This window comes from Variovorax sp. PAMC26660 (assembly GCF_014302995.1).
In the GTDB taxonomy this organism is placed as follows: Bacteria; Pseudomonadota; Gammaproteobacteria; order Burkholderiales; family Burkholderiaceae_C; genus Variovorax.
The window spans coordinates 7,130,540-7,148,769 of sequence record NZ_CP060295.1; the positions used below are offsets into that span (position 1 = coordinate 7,130,540).

The 18,230-nt window shown below is 65.8% G+C and carries 14 protein-coding genes and 1 riboswitch; of the genes, 8 read left to right on the top strand and 6 right to left on the bottom strand.

Features of this window, described 5'->3' with window-relative positions; genetic code table 11:
* Positions 1–27 precede the first annotated feature (27 nt).
* From tilS to cysS, 4 genes are read right to left on the bottom strand one after another with little or no spacing between them, the layout of a single operon-like run.
* The gene (gene tilS, locus H7F35_RS33475) at positions 28–1,005 is read right to left on the bottom strand and encodes a tRNA lysidine(34) synthetase TilS (protein ID WP_187110762.1); all 978 of its coding nucleotides are present in this window, start codon (positions 1,003–1,005) and stop codon (positions 28–30) included.
* Between the two features lie 7 nt (positions 1,006–1,012).
* Entirely contained in the window at positions 1,013–1,993 is a 981-nt protein-coding gene (locus tag H7F35_RS33480) for an acetyl-CoA carboxylase carboxyltransferase subunit alpha (protein WP_042580102.1), read from the bottom strand.
* Between the two features lie 16 nt (positions 1,994–2,009).
* Positions 2,010–2,660, bottom strand: coding sequence for a DNA-3-methyladenine glycosylase family protein (locus H7F35_RS33485; protein WP_187110763.1), 651 nt, complete (start codon positions 2,658–2,660; stop codon positions 2,010–2,012).
* Positions 2,661–2,677: 17 nt separating this feature from the next.
* Positions 2,678–4,054: a cysteine--tRNA ligase gene (gene cysS / locus H7F35_RS33490; protein ID WP_187110764.1), complete on the bottom strand. Its 1,377-nt coding sequence runs from the start codon at positions 4,052–4,054 to the stop codon at positions 2,678–2,680.
* 193 nt (positions 4,055–4,247) lie between these two features.
* Here cysS and H7F35_RS33495 point away from each other — a divergent pair, with 193 nt between their 5' ends.
* From H7F35_RS33495 to H7F35_RS33520, 6 genes are all read left to right on the top strand, one after another.
* Positions 4,248–4,838 carry a tetratricopeptide repeat protein gene (locus H7F35_RS33495; RefSeq protein ID WP_187110765.1) on the top strand — a complete coding sequence of 197 codons (591 nt, stop codon included), beginning with the start codon at positions 4,248–4,250 and terminating at the stop codon, positions 4,836–4,838.
* Between the two features lie 81 nt (positions 4,839–4,919).
* Positions 4,920–5,522 carry a peptidylprolyl isomerase gene (locus tag H7F35_RS33500; protein WP_187110766.1) on the top strand — a complete coding sequence of 201 codons (603 nt, stop codon included), beginning with the start codon at positions 4,920–4,922 and terminating at the stop codon, positions 5,520–5,522.
* Between the two features lie 27 nt (positions 5,523–5,549).
* Positions 5,550–6,062, top strand: a complete 513-nt coding sequence (locus H7F35_RS33505; protein ID WP_187110767.1) for a peptidylprolyl isomerase — start codon at positions 5,550–5,552, stop codon at positions 6,060–6,062.
* 19 nt (positions 6,063–6,081) lie between these two features.
* Entirely contained in the window at positions 6,082–6,858 is a 777-nt protein-coding gene (locus tag H7F35_RS33510; RefSeq protein WP_187110768.1) for a UDP-2,3-diacylglucosamine diphosphatase, read from the top strand.
* Between the two features lie 24 nt (positions 6,859–6,882).
* Entirely contained in the window at positions 6,883–7,674 is a 792-nt protein-coding gene (locus H7F35_RS33515) for a zinc-dependent peptidase (protein WP_187110769.1), read from the top strand.
* 93 nt (positions 7,675–7,767) lie between these two features.
* A complete protein-coding gene (locus H7F35_RS33520) occupies positions 7,768–8,364 on the top strand; it encodes a hypothetical protein (protein WP_187110770.1) in 597 nt (198 codons plus the stop codon).
* Between the two features lie 79 nt (positions 8,365–8,443).
* Here the strand turns inward: H7F35_RS33520 and H7F35_RS33525 are convergent, their stop codons facing one another.
* Both H7F35_RS33525 and H7F35_RS33530 read right to left on the bottom strand, forming a co-directional pair.
* Positions 8,444–11,329 (bottom strand): DUF349 domain-containing protein, encoded by a 2,886-nt coding sequence (locus H7F35_RS33525; protein ID WP_187110771.1) that lies wholly within the window; start codon positions 11,327–11,329, stop codon positions 8,444–8,446.
* A 190-nt stretch (positions 11,330–11,519) separates the two neighbouring features.
* Positions 11,520–15,347 carry a DUF748 domain-containing protein gene (locus H7F35_RS33530; protein ID WP_187110772.1) on the bottom strand — a complete coding sequence of 1,276 codons (3,828 nt, stop codon included), beginning with the start codon at positions 15,345–15,347 and terminating at the stop codon, positions 11,520–11,522.
* Positions 15,348–15,945: 598 nt separating this feature from the next.
* On the opposite strand from H7F35_RS33530, the gene H7F35_RS33535 reads away from it, so the two are divergent.
* A complete protein-coding gene (locus H7F35_RS33535) occupies positions 15,946–16,779 on the top strand; it encodes a lytic transglycosylase domain-containing protein (protein ID WP_187110773.1) in 834 nt (277 codons plus the stop codon).
* 29 nt (positions 16,780–16,808) lie between these two features.
* A riboswitch (ZMP/ZTP riboswitch) is annotated at positions 16,809–16,934 on the top strand.
* A gap of 38 nt (positions 16,935–16,972) precedes the next feature.
* On the top strand, positions 16,973–18,217 hold the full coding sequence (gene glyA / locus H7F35_RS33540; protein WP_187110774.1) for a serine hydroxymethyltransferase: 1,245 nt from the start codon (positions 16,973–16,975) through the stop codon (positions 18,215–18,217).
* Positions 18,218–18,230: the final 13 nt, after the last annotated feature.

Genomic DNA, 18,230 nt, shown 5'->3' on the forward strand with positions numbered 1-18,230 from the left:
GCTTGAAGGGCGGCGCCCTGCAAGCTGTCAGAGCAAAGTCTTCGGCGAGGGCGGGGCATTGTACCAATGCAGGAAATCGCCCCTGCGCTCGGTGAAGCCGCCCGCCACCTTGAGGTGGATGCGGTGGCCGCGCGTGGTGCAGGCGCGGACCTGGTCGAGCAACTGGTCGAGCTGCGCCGCGCTGGGCGCGCAACCGTGGGCCTGCATCAGCCAGTGACGCAGCACGTTGGCCTGCCGGGCACGCGACAACGCCTGCAACACCGTGATGCGCGGCGGATCGCCCACGGTTGCCAGGTCTTGCACCGCCAGTTCGGCCAGCAGTTGCTGCGCCTGGGCGGCGTGGCCGCTGCTGCGGGCGAAAGTGGCACGGAACTGCGGGAAAACCTGCTCCAGAGCGGGCAGCAACGCGGCGCGAATCCGGTTGCGCGTGTAGCGCGCATCGCCGTTGCTCGGGTCTTCGATCCACGGCAGATCACGGTCGGCCAGCCATGTCCGAATGCCAGCGGCGGGCACAGCCAGAAGCGGCCGATAGATGTCGAGCCCGTTGCGTTCCGCATGTGCGGGCATCGCCGCCAAGCCGGGGAGCCCGGCGCCGCGCGAAAGTGCCAGCAGCAAGGTTTCGACTTGGTCGTCGGCGTGATGACCCAACGCAATGGATTTGACAGGCGCCCTGCCCGCCTCGGCGCGCGCCATGTCGGAGAACGCCTGATAGCGGGCACGACGGGCCGCGTCTTCCGGGCTGTCGCCCGGCGCATGCCGAGCATCGACCCGATGAACAACCAGCGGCACGCCCAGTCGCTCACACACCGCGCGGCAGTGACGCTCGAAATCGTCGGCTGCGGCCTGCAAGCCGTGATGCACATGGAAGGCGATCACCTGCCCCGGCCAGCGCGATGCGCAGGCGGCCAGCAAGGCGGTGGAATCCGCGCCGCCACTGAAGCCCACCGCCAGCGGCAGTTGCGCCGGCTCGAACGCGGCGATGGCGCGTTCGAAGGCTTCGTTCATGGGGCGCTTATCTGCCGGTGTCGGCCTTGGTGTCGTTGAAGCGGCCGTAGCTTTGCAGGCGCTCGTAGCGGCGCTCCAGCAGTTCCTTCGGCTTCAGGTCGCTGACCTGGCGGAACGCATCGTTGAGGGCGCGCTTGAGGAACGCGGCCATCTGGCGATGGTCGCGGTGTGCACCGCCGACCGGCTCGTTCACGATCTTGTCGACCAGGCCCAGCGCCTTCAGGCGGTGCGCGGTGATGCCGAGCGCATCCGCCGCTTCTTGCGCCTTGTCGCTGGTCTTCCAGAGAATTGAAGCGCAGCCTTCGGGGCTGATGACCGAATAGATCGAGTACTGCAGCATCACAAGCTGGTCGCCCACCGAAATGGCCAACGCACCGCCCGAGCCGCCTTCACCGATGATGGTGACGATGATCGGCACTTCGAGCTGCGCCATCTCGAAGATGTTGCGGCCGATGGCTTCGGACTGGCCGCGCTCTTCAGCATCGATGCCTGGGTAGGCACCTGGCGTATCGACGAAGGTGAACACCGGCAGCTTGAACTTTTCGGCCGTCTTCATGAGCCGCAAGGCCTTGCGGTAGCCCTCGGGCTTGCTCATGCCGAAGTTGCGCGCGGTGCGCTCCTTCGTGTCGCGACCCTTCTGGTGGCCCAGCACCATGCAGGGCACGCCATTGAAGCGTGCAAGACCGCCCACGATCGACAGGTCGTCCGAGAAATGACGGTCGCCGTGCAGTTCGACGAAATCGGTGAAGATTTCGTTGACGTAGTCGAGCGTGTAGGGTCGCTCCGGATGCCGCGCGATCTTGGTGATCTGCCAGGGCGTCAGGTCGCTGTAGATGTCCTTGGTGAGCTGCTGGCTTTTCTTGCCGAGCTGATCGATTTCTTCCGAGATGTCGACCGCAGATTCGGTCTGTACATAGCGCAGTTCTTCGATTTTTGTTTCGAGTTCAGCAATAGGCTGCTCGAAGTCGAGGAAGGTTCGTTTTGCCAACGTCTTCTCCTGTTGTTCAGTACGCGACCGGTACGGGGTCGAGCGATCGCCAAATATACCAAGTCGCCACGCTGCAATAAGGCGCCCAGGCCACGGCGACGTCGCGGGCATCGCTGCGGCTGACCGGATCGCCCGAAAAATAGTTGACGCTGATGCCGTTGAGCAGCCCGAGGTCGTCTACGGGCAGCACGTTCGGGCGCATCAGGTGAAAGATGAGAAACATCTCGGCCGTCCAGCGCCCGATGCCGCGAATGGCGACAAGCTCGTCAATGATGAGTTCATCGGCCATGTCCTTCCACGAATCGACATGCACCATGCCCGAATCGAAGTGCAGGGCCAGGTCGACCAGGTACTCGACCTTGCGCGCCGACAGCCCTGCCCCGCGCATGTCGTCGACCTTCAGCTTGAGCACGTTGGCCGGCGTCAACTTGCGCGGCAGTGCAGCAAACTTGTCCCAGACCGACTGCGCGGCCTTCACCGAAATCTGCTGGCCGACGACGCTGCGCGCCAGCGTGGTGAACGCGTCGCCGCGCGATTCGAGGCAGGCGTCGCCGAACTTCGGAATGAGCCGCTTCATCACGCGGTCTTTCTTGGCGAGATGCTTGCATGCCTCTTCCCAATAGTCCGGCGTAAAGATCTGAACGCTGGTCTTCCAGGTGGCGGGCATGGGGTTCGTGGTTCCGTTCACTGCGCAGCCGCCCAGGTCGTGCCCGTGGGGGAATCCTTGAGCACGATGCCTTGCTCGAGCAGTTCCTTGCGGATGCGGTCGGCCTCGGCGAAATTCTTTGCGGCCTTGGCGGCGGCGCGCGCATCGATCTGCGCCTGGATGGTGGATTCGGCCAGCGTGGTGCCGGCACGCAGAAAGGTCTTTGGGTCGTCCTGCAGGATCTGCACGCACGCCCCCAATGCCTTCAGCAGGCCGGCCTGCGTGGCCGAATGCGTGCGATTCACTTCACCCGCCAGATCGAAAAGCACCGCCACGGCTTCAGGCGTTGCAAAGTCTTCGTCCATCGCGGCCTTGAAGCGCGCCGCGTACGGATCGGTCCAGTCGATCTTCACCTCGGCCGGTGCCACGAGGTCGAGCGCTGTGTAGAGCCGCTTGAGCGATGCGCGCGCATCGTCGAGATGCACGTCGCTGTAGTTCAGCGGGCGGCGGTAGTGCGCGCGCAGCACGAAGAAACGGATGGTCTCGGCGTCGTACTTCTTCAGCACATCGCGGATCAGGAAGAAGTTGCCCAGGCTCTTGGACATCTTCTCGTTGTCGGTCACGATGAAGCCGTTGTGCATCCAGTAGTTGGCCAGCGGCTTGTCGTTCGCGCCTTCGCTTTGCGCAATTTCGTTCTCGTGGTGCGGGAACTGCAGGTCTTCGCCACCGCCGTGGATATCCAACGTTTCGCCGAGCAGTTCGCAGGCCATGGCCGAGCATTCGATGTGCCAGCCCGGACGGCCGGCGCCGAACTCGCTGGCCCACTTCACTTCGTCGGGTTCGCTGGCCTTGGCGCTCTTCCAGAGCACCGGGTCGAGCGGATCGTCCTTGCCGTCGAGCACGGCCACGCGCTCGCCCGCATGCAGTTCGTCGATCGACTTGCCGCTGAGCTTGCCGTAGCCCGGAAACTTGCGCACGGCGTAGTTCACGTCGCCGTTGTCGGAGCGGTAGGCCAGGCCCTTCTTTTCGAGCGTGCCGATCATCGACAGCATCTGCGGGATGTAGTCGGTGGCGCGTGGTTCGTGCGTGGGGCGTTCGATGCCGAGCGCATCGGCGTCTTCATGCAGCGCGTCGATCATGCGGTCGGTCAGCGCGCGGATGGTCTCGCCGTTTTCCACGGCACGCCGGATGATCTTGTCGTCGATGTCGGTGATGTTGCGCACATAGGTCACGTCGAAGCCGCTGACCTTGAGCCAGCGCTGCACCACGTCGAAGGCAATCATCGAGCGCGCGTGGCCGAGGTGGCAATAATCGTAGACCGTCATGCCGCAAACGTACATGCGCACCTGGCCAGGGTGCAATGGGGAGAATTCCTCCAATTCACGCGACAGCGTGTTGTAGATGCGCAGACTCATTAGATTCGGAAAGCGTTGCTTCGCGCACGTGCGGCACGGGCGAACAACGGTGTTTTTCAGGGGTGACGGGGGCAGTGGTCGCGAGGGGTTCGACATGGCCCCTCGGCTACAATCGACCTAGTATAAACGGCACGTGCCAAGTATTTCCCGGGTGTTTCACAGGCCCGGATTTCCCCACTCCTGCAGAGGCTTCATGAAGCACGCCGCGTTCTCCAGACTCTCCATTGCCTTCGCACTGCTGTTCAGCCTCTGGGGCTCAGCAGCCCATGCCAACGAGTATGACGATGTGAATCTCCTGCTGCGCCAGGGCAAGTCCAACGAGGCGCTGGCCAAGGCCGACACCTACATCGCCGGCAAGCCACGCGATCCGCAAATGCGCTTTCTGCGTGGCGTGATCCTCACCGAGCAGAACAAGCAGGCCGAGGCCATCACCGCGTTCACGCAACTGACGCAGGACTTCCCCGAACTGCCCGAGCCCTACAACAACCTGGCGGCGCTGTATGCGTCGCAAAGCAAGTTCGACCAGGCCCGCAACGCGCTGGAAACGGCGCTGCGGCTCAACCCCAACTACGCCACGGCGCACGAGAACCTGGGCGACGTCTATGCGCGCCTTGCCGCGCAAGAATACGTGCGCGCACAGCAGTTCGCGAGCACCAATTCGAGCGTCGCGCCCAAGCTGGCACTGATCCGCCAGATCTTCACCTCGAAGGCCGAAGCCGAGGCCGCTGCGCTGCCGACGGCGCCGGTGGTCATTCGCAAGCCGGTCGGCCGCGCCAGCAAGTAAACGTCGCCTCGCCATGGGCGCCGTCTCCACGGCGCTCGCTGCACAGGCCATGCCCTCCCTCATTCGCACCCGGAGCATCACTTGACGATCCACGCCCCCACCCCGTTCAGCCGCTTCAGCCGCCGCAGCGCACTCGTGCTCGCCGCCGCATTGACCTTTGCCGCCACCGGCTACGCGCAAGCCGCTTCGCCGCGCGTCAAGCTCGCCACCTCGGCCGGCGACATCGTGATCGAACTCGACGCGGCCAAGGCGCCCAAGTCGGTCGAGAACTTCCTGCAGTACGTCAAGGACAAGCACTACGACGGCACGGTGTTCCACCGCGTGATCGACGGCTTCATGATCCAGGGCGGCGGCTTCACGGCCGACATGCAGCAAAAGCCCACGCGCGCGCCCATTCCGCTCGAAGCGAGCAACGGCCTGAAGAACGACAAGTACACGGTCGCCATGGCCCGCACCGGCAACCCCGATTCGGCCACCTCGCAGTTCTTCATCAACGTGAAGAACAACGACTCGCTGAACGCCCCCAACCCCGATGGCTACGGCTACACCGTGTTCGGCAAGGTCGTTGCCGGCACCGACGTGGTCGACAAGATCCGCGCCGTGCAGACCGCCAACAAGGGCGGCATGCAGAACGTGCCCGTCGAAACCATCACCATCAAGTCCGCCACGCTGCTGGCGAAGTAATCCGTTTCCGAAGAAGGAGTCATACCCATGAGCAACCCCCAAGTCGAACTGCACATCAAGAACTACGGCGTGATCACGCTCGAACTCGACGCCAAGAAGGCACCGAAGTCGGCCGAGAACTTCATCGCGTACGCCAAGCAAGGCCACTACGACAACACGGTGTTCCACCGCGTGATCCCCGGCTTCATGGTGCAAGGTGGCGGTTTCGAGCCCGGCATGAAGCAAAAGCCCAGCGGCGCCGAGATCCAGAACGAAGCCAACAACGGCCTGAAGAACGACAACTACACCGTCGCCATGGCCCGCACCAGCGCGCCCCACTCGGCCACCGCGCAGTTCTTCATCAACGTGTCGGACAACGGCTTCCTGAACCACACGGCGCCTTCGGCCCAGGGCTGGGGCTATGCCGTGTTCGGCAAGGTGATCAACGGCACCGACGTGGTCGACAAGATCAAGGCCGTGAAGACGGGCCGCAAGGGCTTCCACGACGACGTGCCGCTCGAAGACGTGGTGCTCGAAAAGGCCGTTGTCATCGCTGAATGACGAGCAGGCGCGACGCGGCATGACCACTGTGGCGAACCCGGCTTTTACCGAGCTGGTGGCGCCACCCGCGTGGCGCACCGTCGACCTGATCTCCGACCTGCACCTGCAGGCCGGCGAGCCCGCCACCTTCGAGGCCTGGCAGGGCTATTTGCAGACCACGCCGGCCGATGCGCTGATCATCCTGGGCGACCTGTTCGAGGTCTGGGTGGGCGACGATGCCGCCGCCCAGCCCGGCTTCGAGGCCCAGTGCGCCGAGTTGCTGCGCCGCACGGCGCAGCGGCTGCCGGTGTTCTTCATGCATGGCAACCGCGACTTTCTCGTCGGCCCGGCGCTTGCCGCCCAGTGCGGCTTCACGCTGCTCGACGACCCCACGGTGCTGGTGCTGCACGGCCAGCGCTGGCTGCTGAGCCATGGCGACATCCTCTGCCTCGAGGACACCGAATACCTCAAGTTCCGCGCGCAGGTTCGCACGCCTGAATGGCAAGCCGCGTTCCTCGCCCGGCCGCTGCAAGAGCGCCGCGCGCTCGCGCGCTCCATGCGCGTGCAGAGCGAAGACCGCAAGCGCGATCCGTCGATGGTCTGGGCCGATGTCGACACGGCTGCAGCGCGCCAGTGGCTGCAACAGTCCGGTGCGCACACGCTGGTGCACGGCCACACGCACCGTCCCGCCGATCACGACCTGGGCCATGGCCTGCGCCGCGTTGTGCTGAGCGACTGGGATGCGGCCGCCCATCCACCGCGCGCGCAACTGCTTTGCCTGTCCACCGCCGGCGCGCAACGCGTCGACCTGCGCTAGCAGCGCCCGTCGCGTCAACAGCCGATGTTCAAGTGGCTGCGCCGGCTCCGCGCCCTGCCCCCGATTCCCGAAGCCGCCTGGCAATCCGCGCTCAAGCGCTACGCCTTCCTGGGTGACCGGCCTGTCGCCGAACAACAGCGGCTGCGGCAGCTTTGCGCCGAGTTCCTGCGCGACAAGGAATTCCATGGCGCGAAGGGCTTCACCATCACCAACGAAGTGGCGCTGGCCATCGCGGCCCAGGCCGTGCTACCCGTGCTGCACCTCAAGGGCGGCCTGAACTGGTACGACGATTTCGTCGGCATCGTCGTGCACCGGTCCGAGGTCGTGGCCAAGCGCAAGTTCGTCGATGACGCCCAGGTGGTGCACGAGTACAACGAGGTCGTGGCCGGCGAAGCCATGGACCGCGGCCCGGTGATGCTGAGCTGGGACGACGTGCTCGCAAGCAGCGTCACCAGCGAGCGCGGCTACAACGTCGTGATCCACGAGTTCGCCCACAAGATCGACATGCGCGGCGGCGACGCCAATGGCTGTCCGCCCTTGCCGTCCGGCTTTGCAGGCCGGCGCAGCGCGCGCGAAGCCCGTGCCGCTTGGCTGGCCGTGCTGAAGCCCGCCTACGAAGGGTTTCGCGAAAAAACAATCCTGGCGGACCGCTTCGGCGCCGAGCCGCCCTGGCTCGACGCCTACGGCGCGACATCGCTCAGCGAGTTCTTCGCGGTGGCGTGCGAGGCCTACTTCGTGAACCGCGCGAATTTCGGCCGCGACTTCCCTGAAGTGCTCGCGCTTTTTGATGAATTCTTTCTACCTAAAAGGCCCTGAACGCACGTCCAGCCTGAATTTCCCGCTATTCAAACGATAGCAACTCAACCCTTACCATTGACCGGTTATCAACTCGGCAAAAAAGGTAAAAACATGAGGGATTGGTTCTATCAGCTCACGGGCAAGGCGTGGATCGCACTGCTGTTCGGCATCGTCATCCTGGGGTGGGCGGCGTATGCGCAATTCAAGGCCGGCGCCGACACGCATGGCACGGCGGTGGAAGACCTCGTTGCCAAGAGCGGCACGATCGTCAGCGGCAGCGAGATCACCGAAACCACCAAGCGTCGCCGCGGCGGCAGCACCACGCGCCACTATTTCGTGCTCGATGCCAAGCTGGCCGACGGCAGCACCGAGAAATGGCGCGTGGACTATGCGGTGGGCCGCAGAAAGCTCGAACCGCTGATCGACGAGGCTGTCGATGTTCGCCTCGATCCCTCAGACAACAACCTCGTGTACGAGGTCAAGCTCAAAGGCCAGCCGGTGGTCTCGCTGGCCGACGTGCAGCAGATCATGGAAGTCAAGGACAAGGCTGCGGCATCGAGCGCCACGGACAAGGGCACGCTGATCGTCGGCAGCATCGCGCTGCTGCTGGGCATCGGCGGGCTGTTCATGCGGCGGCGGATCGCCAGCGGCTACGCCGCCGAGCAAGCCGCGGCAGTGCAGACGCCGGTGATCGGCGAAAAGGTCTGACGCCAACCGCAGGCCTGTGCACCCCAAAACAAAAGGCGCCCCGCGGGGCGCCTTTTGCATGGCGGCTCTCAGCCAGGCCTTACTTGCGCAGCAGAGCCTTCAGCGCGTTCTGCAGGCGGCGTGCGCTGCTGGCGTCGTGCGCCGCAGCCAGCACCTTGCCGGCGTCCTGACCCCAGGTCTGAGCCGGCGCCGGATCGCCACGCTTCGTCAGCAGCTTGAGCTGCAGTGCACGGCGCGCGTCGAGTTGCTCGGCGGGCGTTGGCACTTCAGCGGCCATTTCGAGGCGCAGCAGCGCTTCGGCGGCATCGCTCGCGGCGGCGGTCGGCGCAGACCCGATGGCCTGCGACCAGCCGCTGCGCACAACGGGCGAAACCGCGCGACCGAGTTCTTGAACGCTCGGCAGGCGCGCTGCGTCGCGCTGCTCCCACGCGCCCAGCACTTGGGTCAATGCCTCGCCGTGGGCCTGTGCGGCCAGCTTGCGCAGCGCCATGTCGGCGCGCTCGAGCGCTTCGCGCTGCGCGCGGAAGGCTGCATCGCCCAGACGCGGGCCGCGATCCTCGAATTGCGGCGGACGGTCACCGAAGCGCCCGCCGGGGCCGCCGGGACCGCCACGATCACCGCGCGCATCGGAGCGAGGTGCACCGCGATCGCCACCAGGACGACCCGGGCCGCCCGGACCGGGCCGGCCACCGTCGCGCCGGTCGCCGAAACGACCGCCAGGGCCACCACGGGCAGCCGGTGCGGCCTCGTTCTTCTTGCTGCTGGGACGATCGTCGCCACGCATGGCCACGACAGGCTTGGGGGGCGCCTTGGGTGCGGCAGCCGGGGCCGGGCTTTCGACCGCAGCGGCTTCGCCAGCGTCGTGCGCCTCGCTGTCCGAGCGTGCCGAGGCATCGGCGCCGTCAGCGGGGGCCACGAGATCAGGTGCAGCAGCTTGCGCAGCGTCGGCATGGGCGGCCGGCGATGCTTGCGCATCGCTCGGGCTCGGTGCCTGCTCGGCGCTTTCGCCAAACTCGGCAGCGGCCTGGCCGGGCGCGACCACGTCGGTTGCGCCCACGGACGGACCATCGCTGGTCGCCGCTGCGCGCTGCTCGGCCTTCGGCGCCGGAGACGGTGCCTCGCCGCGCAGTGCACCTTCGAGGCGGGCGATGGCAGCGCGAATCTTCTGCACGTCGCCGCCGGCGTTGGCGGCATCGAGCGCCTTGGACGCGTCGAGCACATGGCGGTCGTGCTCGCTCATTGCGGACGACGCCTTTTCGCGCTCGGCGGTCTTGCGGTTGAAGGCTTCGTCGATGGGCGCACGGAAGGCGTCCCACATCTTCTGTTCATGGCGGCGGTCGAGCGGCACACCTTGCGCCTCGGCCTGCCAGCGCTGCTGCAGCGCCTTGACGGCGTCGATGCGCAGCATCGGCTGGGCGCCGAGTTCGACGGCCTCGGCGATCATGGCCTGGCGGCGTTCGACGCTGGCCTTCTGCGCGGTCTCGAAGGGTGCACGGGCGGCACCGAAAGCTTCGTTCCACAGGGGCTGCAGTTCGGCAAACACCTTCTCGCCCACATGGCCGCCATCGCGCCAGCGGTCGGCGAACTGGTGCAGCGCGCGGTTGTGTGCCTTCAGGTCGGAGGCGCCGGCATGCTCTGCAGCCCAGGCCTTGACCTCTTCGATCAGCGCCACGCGATGCGCGCGGTGCTCGGCAGCGTCGGCGCGAACCTTTTCGAGCCAGGCCTCGACCACTTTGTGGGCTTCGTTGCAGGCTTCGTCGAAGCGCTTCCAGAGCGCGTGGTTCGGCACGCCGCCTTGATCGGACTGCTTCCATTGGTCGCGCAGCGCGCGCAGGGTTTCCTGCATCTTGCGGCCGCCGAGGGCCTGGCCTTCAGGCCGCTTGAGCAGGCCTTCGGCCTTGGCGACGAGGTCTTCGCGGACCTTGTCGGCGCTCCAGCGCTGCCAGCCTTCGAGTTCGCCGGCGGCCACCAGCGCGGCATGCACGCGGGCTTCCAGCGCGGCCTCGACCAGCTTGCCGTGCTCCTTGAGCACAGCACGCAGGGCGGCGGCCGCGCCGGCGCTGGCCTTGCCGTGGCCTTCGGCGGTTTCCTGTTCGAGCTTGGCGAGGGCGGCTTGCACGGCGTCTTGCGCAGCAGCGCGCACGGCCGGGTCGACCTTGGGTGCTGCGGGCCGTGCGGGTGCGGCGGCCTTGGGTGCCACGACTTCGCCACGCGCGGCGCGCAGCTCGTCGGCCCACACGGGCACGGGCGGCAGCGGGGCTGCGGCATCGGCAGCAGCGGCAATTGCCAGCGCCAGCGCGCCATGGAAGGCATCGGACACCACCAGCAGTTGCGACTTCGACGATTCGAGCTGCGGCGCGAACTTGGCGTCCAGGCTGTTCCAGTTGGCGTCGGAGGTGATTTCCGTCGCCTGCTGCTGCCAGTGAACGACGTCGGCGCGCAGCGATTCCTCGGCCGCCTGGGCGTCCTGCCAGCCCTTGGTGGACAGCACTTCAAAGCGCTGCGCCAGCAGCACGGCGGCTTCGCGGTGCACCTGGGCACGGTGTTGCAGGTCTTCGATACCCTTGACGCGCTCGGCCAGCTTGAGCTTCAGCCCGGCCAGCGGTTCACGCGACAGCGGTGCGCCGGCCTTGGCAGCGTCACGCTGCCAAGCCAGGGCGTCGGCGATGTTGAGCTTGGACTGGCCCAGCAGCCCTTCGGCCTTTTGCGACCATTCCGCAGCCATGGCTTCCTGGCCCTTGGCGCGCTTGAGCTCATCGAGCTTTTCGCGCAGCAGGCGCGCGGCGCCCTTGTCGCGACCGCTCAGCTCCTTGAAGACTTCCTGCATTTGCTCGGGCGCGGGGTTGCCCGCGAGCCAGTCGCGGATGCGCGCGGAACGCTCGCCGGAGGTCGGCGCGGTGAAGGCGCCGCCGGTGAGCGTGTCGAGGGCCTGAAGGTCGTTGGGCTTGGAAGAAGTAGAGGTCACTGCGCGAAATCGTTGTCTTAGTAGAGAAAGCGAAGGCGCCGGCAAAGGCCGGCGCGCATCGACATTTTCACCCACTTGCGGTTGACCGCCGAATTCCGTTGTGGAACGGCGGCGAACGCGGGGTCGTGGGCGTAGAGGTTAACGGACTACATATATAGCAAGCTGAAGGAAAAAACCAAGTCCCCGCCCTTCACTTCATGGTCAGGCTGAGCTCGGCGCCCGGCTTCCAGTCGGAGCCGCTGGCCGTGGTGCGCACAGCACCCAGGAACAAACGTTCGCTCGGCAGCTTCTGCGCGAGCAGGTAGTCGCGCACGGCAGCGCCGCGTTCGACCGCGAGTTGCCGCATCGACTCTTCGTCGACCGGCACGCTCGCGAGCAACAGGTTTTCCATTTCCTTGACGGGCAAGTCCTTGGCAAGGCCGACCATGTTGCGCGGCTTGGTGATGTCGGCGCGCTTGTAGACGGCGGTCAGCAGATCGGGGTACTCGGCATCGGTGACCGGCGGCACGTCGGTGCCGGTCTGGCCGCCGCGCACCGCGACGCGGCGCTTCTCGGCCAGCGTGAGCTGGCGCAGTCGCTGGCGCTGGTAGGCGTCGCGTTCTTTTTCGAGGCTGGAGGTACCGACCACGGTCATCTGCAAGGTGGGCCGGTCGGTCAGGGCCTTCACGACCTTGTCCAGGCTTTCCTTGGCCGTGGTGCTGAGCGTCGAACTGCCGGGCTCGAAGGTGATGGCGCTCGATTCGCCGCTGCCGCCGCCCAGCCCGCCCGTGAGCAGGCTGAACGGCGCCGTGACTGCTTTGACGATCAGGTTGACCACGGCCTTCCAGATCAGCGGGCCGACGCTGAACTGCGGGTCGTTGAGCGAGCCGCTGAGCGGCAGGTCGACGTCGATCACACCGTTGCGATCGGCCAGCAGCGCCACGGCCAGTTTCACCGGCAGGCTGTTGGTGGAGCCAGCGACTTCATCGCCGAACTGCAGCTGGTTGAGCACCAGCTTGTTGGTGGCTGTCAGTTGGCCATCGGCCGCCACCTTGTAGTTGACGTCCATGCTCATCTTGCCGCGCTCGATGCCGTGGCCGGCGTAGCGCACCGAGTACGGCGACAGCGGCGCCAGGTCGAGGTCACGCATCTTGGCGGTGATGTCGAGTTCGATCGGCTTGACCAGCGGATTGAGTTTGCCGGTGATTTCCAGCGCCGCCGTCTGCTGCGCCTTGCCGCGCAGTTCGAGGTCCGCCAGCGCGGGCCGGCCGCCCTCGCCCTTCGGCGGATTCGACGAGAACGAGCTGAGCTTGCCGGTCAGCTCGCTGAGATCGGCCGAGTAGTTGGGCTTGACGAACAGGTCGGTGAAGTCGATCTTGCCGTTGACCAGGCTCATCGGGCCGAAGTTGATGACCGGTGCGAGGCCCGTGTCGGCGACCTGCGCCGTGGCAACCGGCGCAGCGGCCGCCACAGGCTTGGCGGGCTCGGGTGCGCCGCCGACCATGGCTTCGGCCGACACCGGCGCGCCGCCCGACGTCGCCTTCGGCGGCGCCGCGCGGGTCGTGGTGGTGGTGCCGCCTGGGCCCTTGCGGGTGCTGGCTTGGCCAGCGGCTGCTGCAGCGGCGTTGGCTTCGGCCTCGCCCTTCTTGGTCAGGTTCAGCAGGTTGAGCCGGCCGGTGGGGTCGACGATCACGCGGGCGAAGAAGTCGGTCAGCGTGGTTTCTCGCACGTCCACAGCCGGCGCGGCGTTGGGCGCCATGCTGACCTGCAGGCCGCGCAGGCTCAGGGTCTTCCAGCTCAACAATTGGTTGTTGTTGCGGTCGAAGCCGGGCGACTGGGTCAGCGAAACGCTGTTGGCGCGGAAGTCGTCGAGCGCGGTATCGCCGGCCAGCTTAACGCTCATGCCCGCCGGGGTGGTCGCATAGCGCACCGTGCCGCGAAAGCTCGCAAAGGCGCGGCGGATGTCGACGTTGAGCGCGTCGGCGTAGTAGGCCTTGAAGGCGTGGGCGGGGAAGGACGCAATCTCCAGACGTCCTTCAGCCGCCAGCGGCTTCAGCACGAGGTTACCCTTGTAGTCGAAGCGCCCCGGATCGGCCGAGCGGCCCGCGGAACCGATGCGCCCCGACACCTGCAGCGGCGAAACCGTGTTGGTGTCCGGCGCGATTTTCTGGGCGTTGAGCTTGAAGGCCGTGATCTCGACCGCCACCGGCGTCGCGCTCGCCTTGTCTGAATAGGAGAGGCTGCCGTTGTCGACCGCCAGGGTGCCGATGGTCAGCGCCCACGGCTTGGTGTTGGCGCCGGGCTGCGCCGCTTGTGCGGCAGCGGGCTTGGGCGCGGCCACCTTGGCTTCGGCTTCCTTGGCGCCGCCACCAGCGGGCGTCTTGAGCCAGTGCTCGAACATCCAGCGCTTTTCGTTGTCGCGCTCGATGCGCACCTTGGGGTTGGTCGCGGTGAACGAGGCCACATTCAACGTGTGCTTCGTCATGTCGACTTCGGCGTCGACCAGCTCGAAGCGGCCGACGCTGGCCAGCGCGGTCTTGGCCTGGGTCAGCGCCAGCCCGTCGGCAGACAGGCGGCGCGCCTTGAACTTGAGCTCAGGCTGGGCCCAGGCAATGTCGATCTGGCCGCTGAGCTTGCCGTCCAGCGTGGGCTCCAGGCTTTGCGCCAGATAAGGTGCAGCCAGCGACAGCGGCAGCGCATCGACCTCGGTCTGCACATCGGCCACCTTGTCGGTCGCGCTGCCCTTGAACTTGAGGCTGGCGCCGGCGATGGCAGTGCTGCCGTTGAACTGGGCCGGCTTTTCCATCGGCCAGGTGACGCCGGTGACGTCAACACCGAGCTCGGTCAGATCGACAGCCGCCGTGGGCTTGACGGTTTCGTCGCGCCAGCCGATGCGCCCGCCGCTCAGGGCGACCTTGTCGACCTGTACCTTCAGCACGGGCTTTTCGGCGGGCTTGCCGGCGGGCGCGCTGGCTGCGGCAGTGGGCAAAGGCGCCGCTTTTTCGGTCGCTCCGGTGGCCGGGTCGGTGGACAGCAGGTTGAGCTGGCCGGCCGCGTCGCGGGCGACCGCCAATTGCGGGTTGACCAGCGCGATCTCGCTCAGATGGAACACCGACTCCAGCGGCCGCACATCGGCCAGCGCCAGCTTGAGCGACTCGAAGCCCAGCAGGTCACGACCGCGCGCATCGGCCACCTTGGTGGTGTGCGCCTCGACGGTGCCGGTGATCTTCAGGCCCGTTGCAGCGCCCTGCTCGAAACCGATCTTCAGGTCGGCATCCAGGCTGCCTGCCTGCAAGCGCACCGGCAGGCCACCGGGGATGTAGCCGAGGTACGGCACCAGGTCGAGGCCCTTGAACTGCACATGGGCGTCGGTCTTGCGGTTGTCCGAAAAGGGCGTCGTGAAAGCAGCCGAATCGAACTTGCTGCCATTCAGCGTGAAGGCCAGCTTGGGCTCGGTGTTGACGTCGCGCTTGGAGGCCAGGTTGCTCAGGAAAGGAACCTTGAGCACGAAGTCGCGCAGCTCGTGCTTGCGCTTGACGGTCTGGTCGTCGAAATCGACCGAGCCGCCATTGATCGCAATGTTGTAGATGGCAAAGCGCGCCGGCTTGGCGTTGGGGTCGGGCGGCGGGCCGGCCGACAGCTTGGCCAGGATGTCGTCGATGTCGTACTTGCCGTCGGCCTGGTGCGTGAGCAGGATGGCGGGGCCGTCGATCGTGACCGCGTCGATCACCGGCGCCAGGCGGAAGATCGATTGCAGCTCGCCGTCCGCGTAGATGCGCTGGATGGCCACTTGCGACTTGCTGCCGTCGGCGGTGGCAATGCGCAGGTCGTTCAGCGTGAGTTCGAGCGTCCAGGGCTTGAAGTCGATCTTGCCGACCGTGACCTGCCTGCCGAGCTTCTCGCTCGCAATTTTCTGGATCTGACTCTTGGCTATCGGGGGCACCGCCAGCCAGGCAATGACCCAGAAGGCCAGCAGAACCAGCACCGCGACGATCCCACGTCGCACCCATTTGTTTTGTTTGATCGAAGCTACGTCCATCGCCGGAGTGTGCCGCAAACAGGTGGGAATGCAGAAACAAGAAAGCCCGGTGATTCGACTGAGTGCCTCATCACCGGGCTTGATGGCGGGCATAAGACCCATGCCATCGATTCGCGCGACTGGAAGTCAATGGTTCCTGTCGTGCTGGCAGCAAGAGATTGCCACCGTGGATCCTCGGTCGTTCGAGCCTTTGACTTGCACCTCCGGCTGCCGGACCTCGGAAAAGCGCCTGAAACCTCAGGCCTGTTCAGATTAGGTGCCGCACCCTCGCATTGCAAATCGAATCTTTTCAGGGCTTTCCCCTAAGCCAAAACACCTCAGTCACGGTCCATTTTTTAAACAACTATTAGCATAAGAAACAGATTCATTATGCTTGACCGGGTATTTAGCCACGCTAGAATCCGCCTGCCTTCGCTGCCAGACGCAGCAGGGCCTCCCCTGAATCCGCTGCCGAACTCCCCCGGCTTGATCAGGTCACCGCGCTCCTAACCCTCCTTCCATGCGCGGAACCTGATTCGTACCAATCCAAGCGCCGTTGCCTTCATCCCTCGCCTGTCCCAGGCGTTGCGGTTCGGGTGCCGCACAGAAAGGAAGAGCGATGAACAAGGCGTTTGATGCCACAGCCCGCGGGCTAAGGACCTTTGTGTCCGATGTGGCAGACGGCTTTTTTGAAATCACCCATAACGGGTTTGCACTGGTCGGTCTGGCCATCGTGTTCGCGGCCCTCGCCCTCGTGGCGCGGCCCGATCTGCGCAAGACCGGCGAGGAACAATTGATGGGCTGGCTGCAGTCGCGCAAGCCTGCGCCTGAAGCCACCGACCTCGAGCCCACCGCCATCGAGCGCACCACGGCCGCGAGCCCCAGCGAGCTGCCCAAGCAGCAAGCTGCGGTGGCCTACTGGCTGAGCAAGAAGTACCGCGTGGCCGCCGAGCCGCTCAGCGTGCTGGTCGCCGAGGCCTATGGCATCGGCAAGCGCACGAAGATCGACCCGACGCTGATCCTCGCGATCATGGCCGTCGAATCCAGCTTCAACCCCTTCGCGCAGAGCCAGGTGGGCGCGCAAGGCCTGATGCAGGTCATGACTCGCGTGCACGGCGACAAGTACGAAAGCGCGGGCGGCACGCTCACCGCCTTCGACCCGGTGACCAACATGCGCGTCGGTGTGAAGGTGTTGCAGGAATGCATCGCCCGTGCCGGCTCGCTCGAAGGCGGCCTGCGCTACTACGTCGGCGCAGCCAACCTCGAGGACGACGGCGGCTACGCCAGCAAGGTGATGGCCGAGCATGAACGCCTGCTGCAAGTGGCCAATGGCCGCGCGCCGTCGGTCACGCCGCCGGGCGTGCGCGCCCAGCCGATGCCGGTGGTGGCTCCGGCCAAGCCGGAAGAAGGCTCGGAGCCTGCCAAGGTCGCCCTGCTTTCCGCCGTTTCCTGAAGGCCTTGCGGCCGGGTGTGAGCTACACTCGGCCGGTACGCGACTGGCGATAGGCGCAGCACCCTCAACAGGTGTCACGCGCTGACGTGGAATACCACTGGGAAGCGTGCCGCCTGACCACAACAGGCGTTCAGCCGTTCGCCTGGGCAGCCCTTGTTTGGTTGAACAAGGACCTCGTCTTCAAAGGACTGCCATGTACCAACGCAATATCCTGGTCGAACAGACCGATCCCGAAATCTGGGCTGCGATTCAAGCCGAAAACGCGCGCCAGGAACATCACATCGAGCTGATCGCCAGCGAGAACTACGCCTCGCCCGCCGTCATGGCCGCCCAAGGCTCGCAGCTCACCAACAAGTACGCCGAAGGCTACCCGGGCAAGCGCTACTACGGCGGTTGCGAGCACGTCGACGTGGCCGAGCAACTGGCCATCGACCGCATCAAGCAGATCTTCGGCGCCGAAGCCGCCAACGTGCAGCCGCATTGCGGCGCCTCGGCCAATGAAGCCGTGATGCTGGCCTTCCTGAAGCCCGGCGACACCATCATGGGCATGAGCCTGGCCGAAGGCGGCCACCTGACCCACGGCATGCCCCTGAACATGAGCGGCAAGTGGTTCAACGTCGTGAGCTATGGCCTGGATGCCAACGAAGCCATCGACTACGACGCGATGGAACGCAAGGCGCATGAGCACATGCCCAAGCTGATCATCGCGGGCGCCTCGGCCTACTCGCTGCGCATCGACTTCGAGCGCTTCGCCAAGGTGGCCAAGGACGTGGGCGCGATCTTCATGGTCGACATTGCCCACTACGCCGGCCTCGTGGCCGCAGGCGTGTACCCGAACCCGGTGCCGCACGCCGACATCGTCACCTCGACCACGCACAAGAGCCTGCGCGGCCCGCGCGGCGGCATCATCCTGATGAAGTCGCAGCACGAGAAAGCCATCAACAGCGCGATCTTCCCCGGCCTGCAAGGCGGCCCGCTGATGCACGTGATTGCCGCCAAGGCCGTTGCGTTCAAGGAAGCGATGGCGCCCGAGTTCAAGACCTACCAGCAACAGGTGGTCAAGAACGCCCAGATCGTGGCCGACACCCTCACCCAGCGCGGCCTGCGCATCGTGAGCGGACGCACCGAAAGCCACCTGATGCTGGTCGACCTGCGCGCCAAGGGCATCACCGGCAAGGAAGCCGAAGCGGTGCTGGGCAGCGCCCACATGACGATCAACAAGAACGCGATCCCCAACGACCCTGAAAAGCCGATGGTCACCAGCGGCGTGCGCATCGGCACCCCCGCCATGACCACACGCGGCTTCAAGGACGAAGAGGCCCGCGCCACCGCGAACCTGATCGCCGACGTGCTCGAGAACCCGCGCGACGCGGCGAACATCGACGCGGTGCGTGCCAAGGTGCACGCGCTGACGAGCCGGTTCCCGGTCTACCGCTGAACCCCGAAGCTGC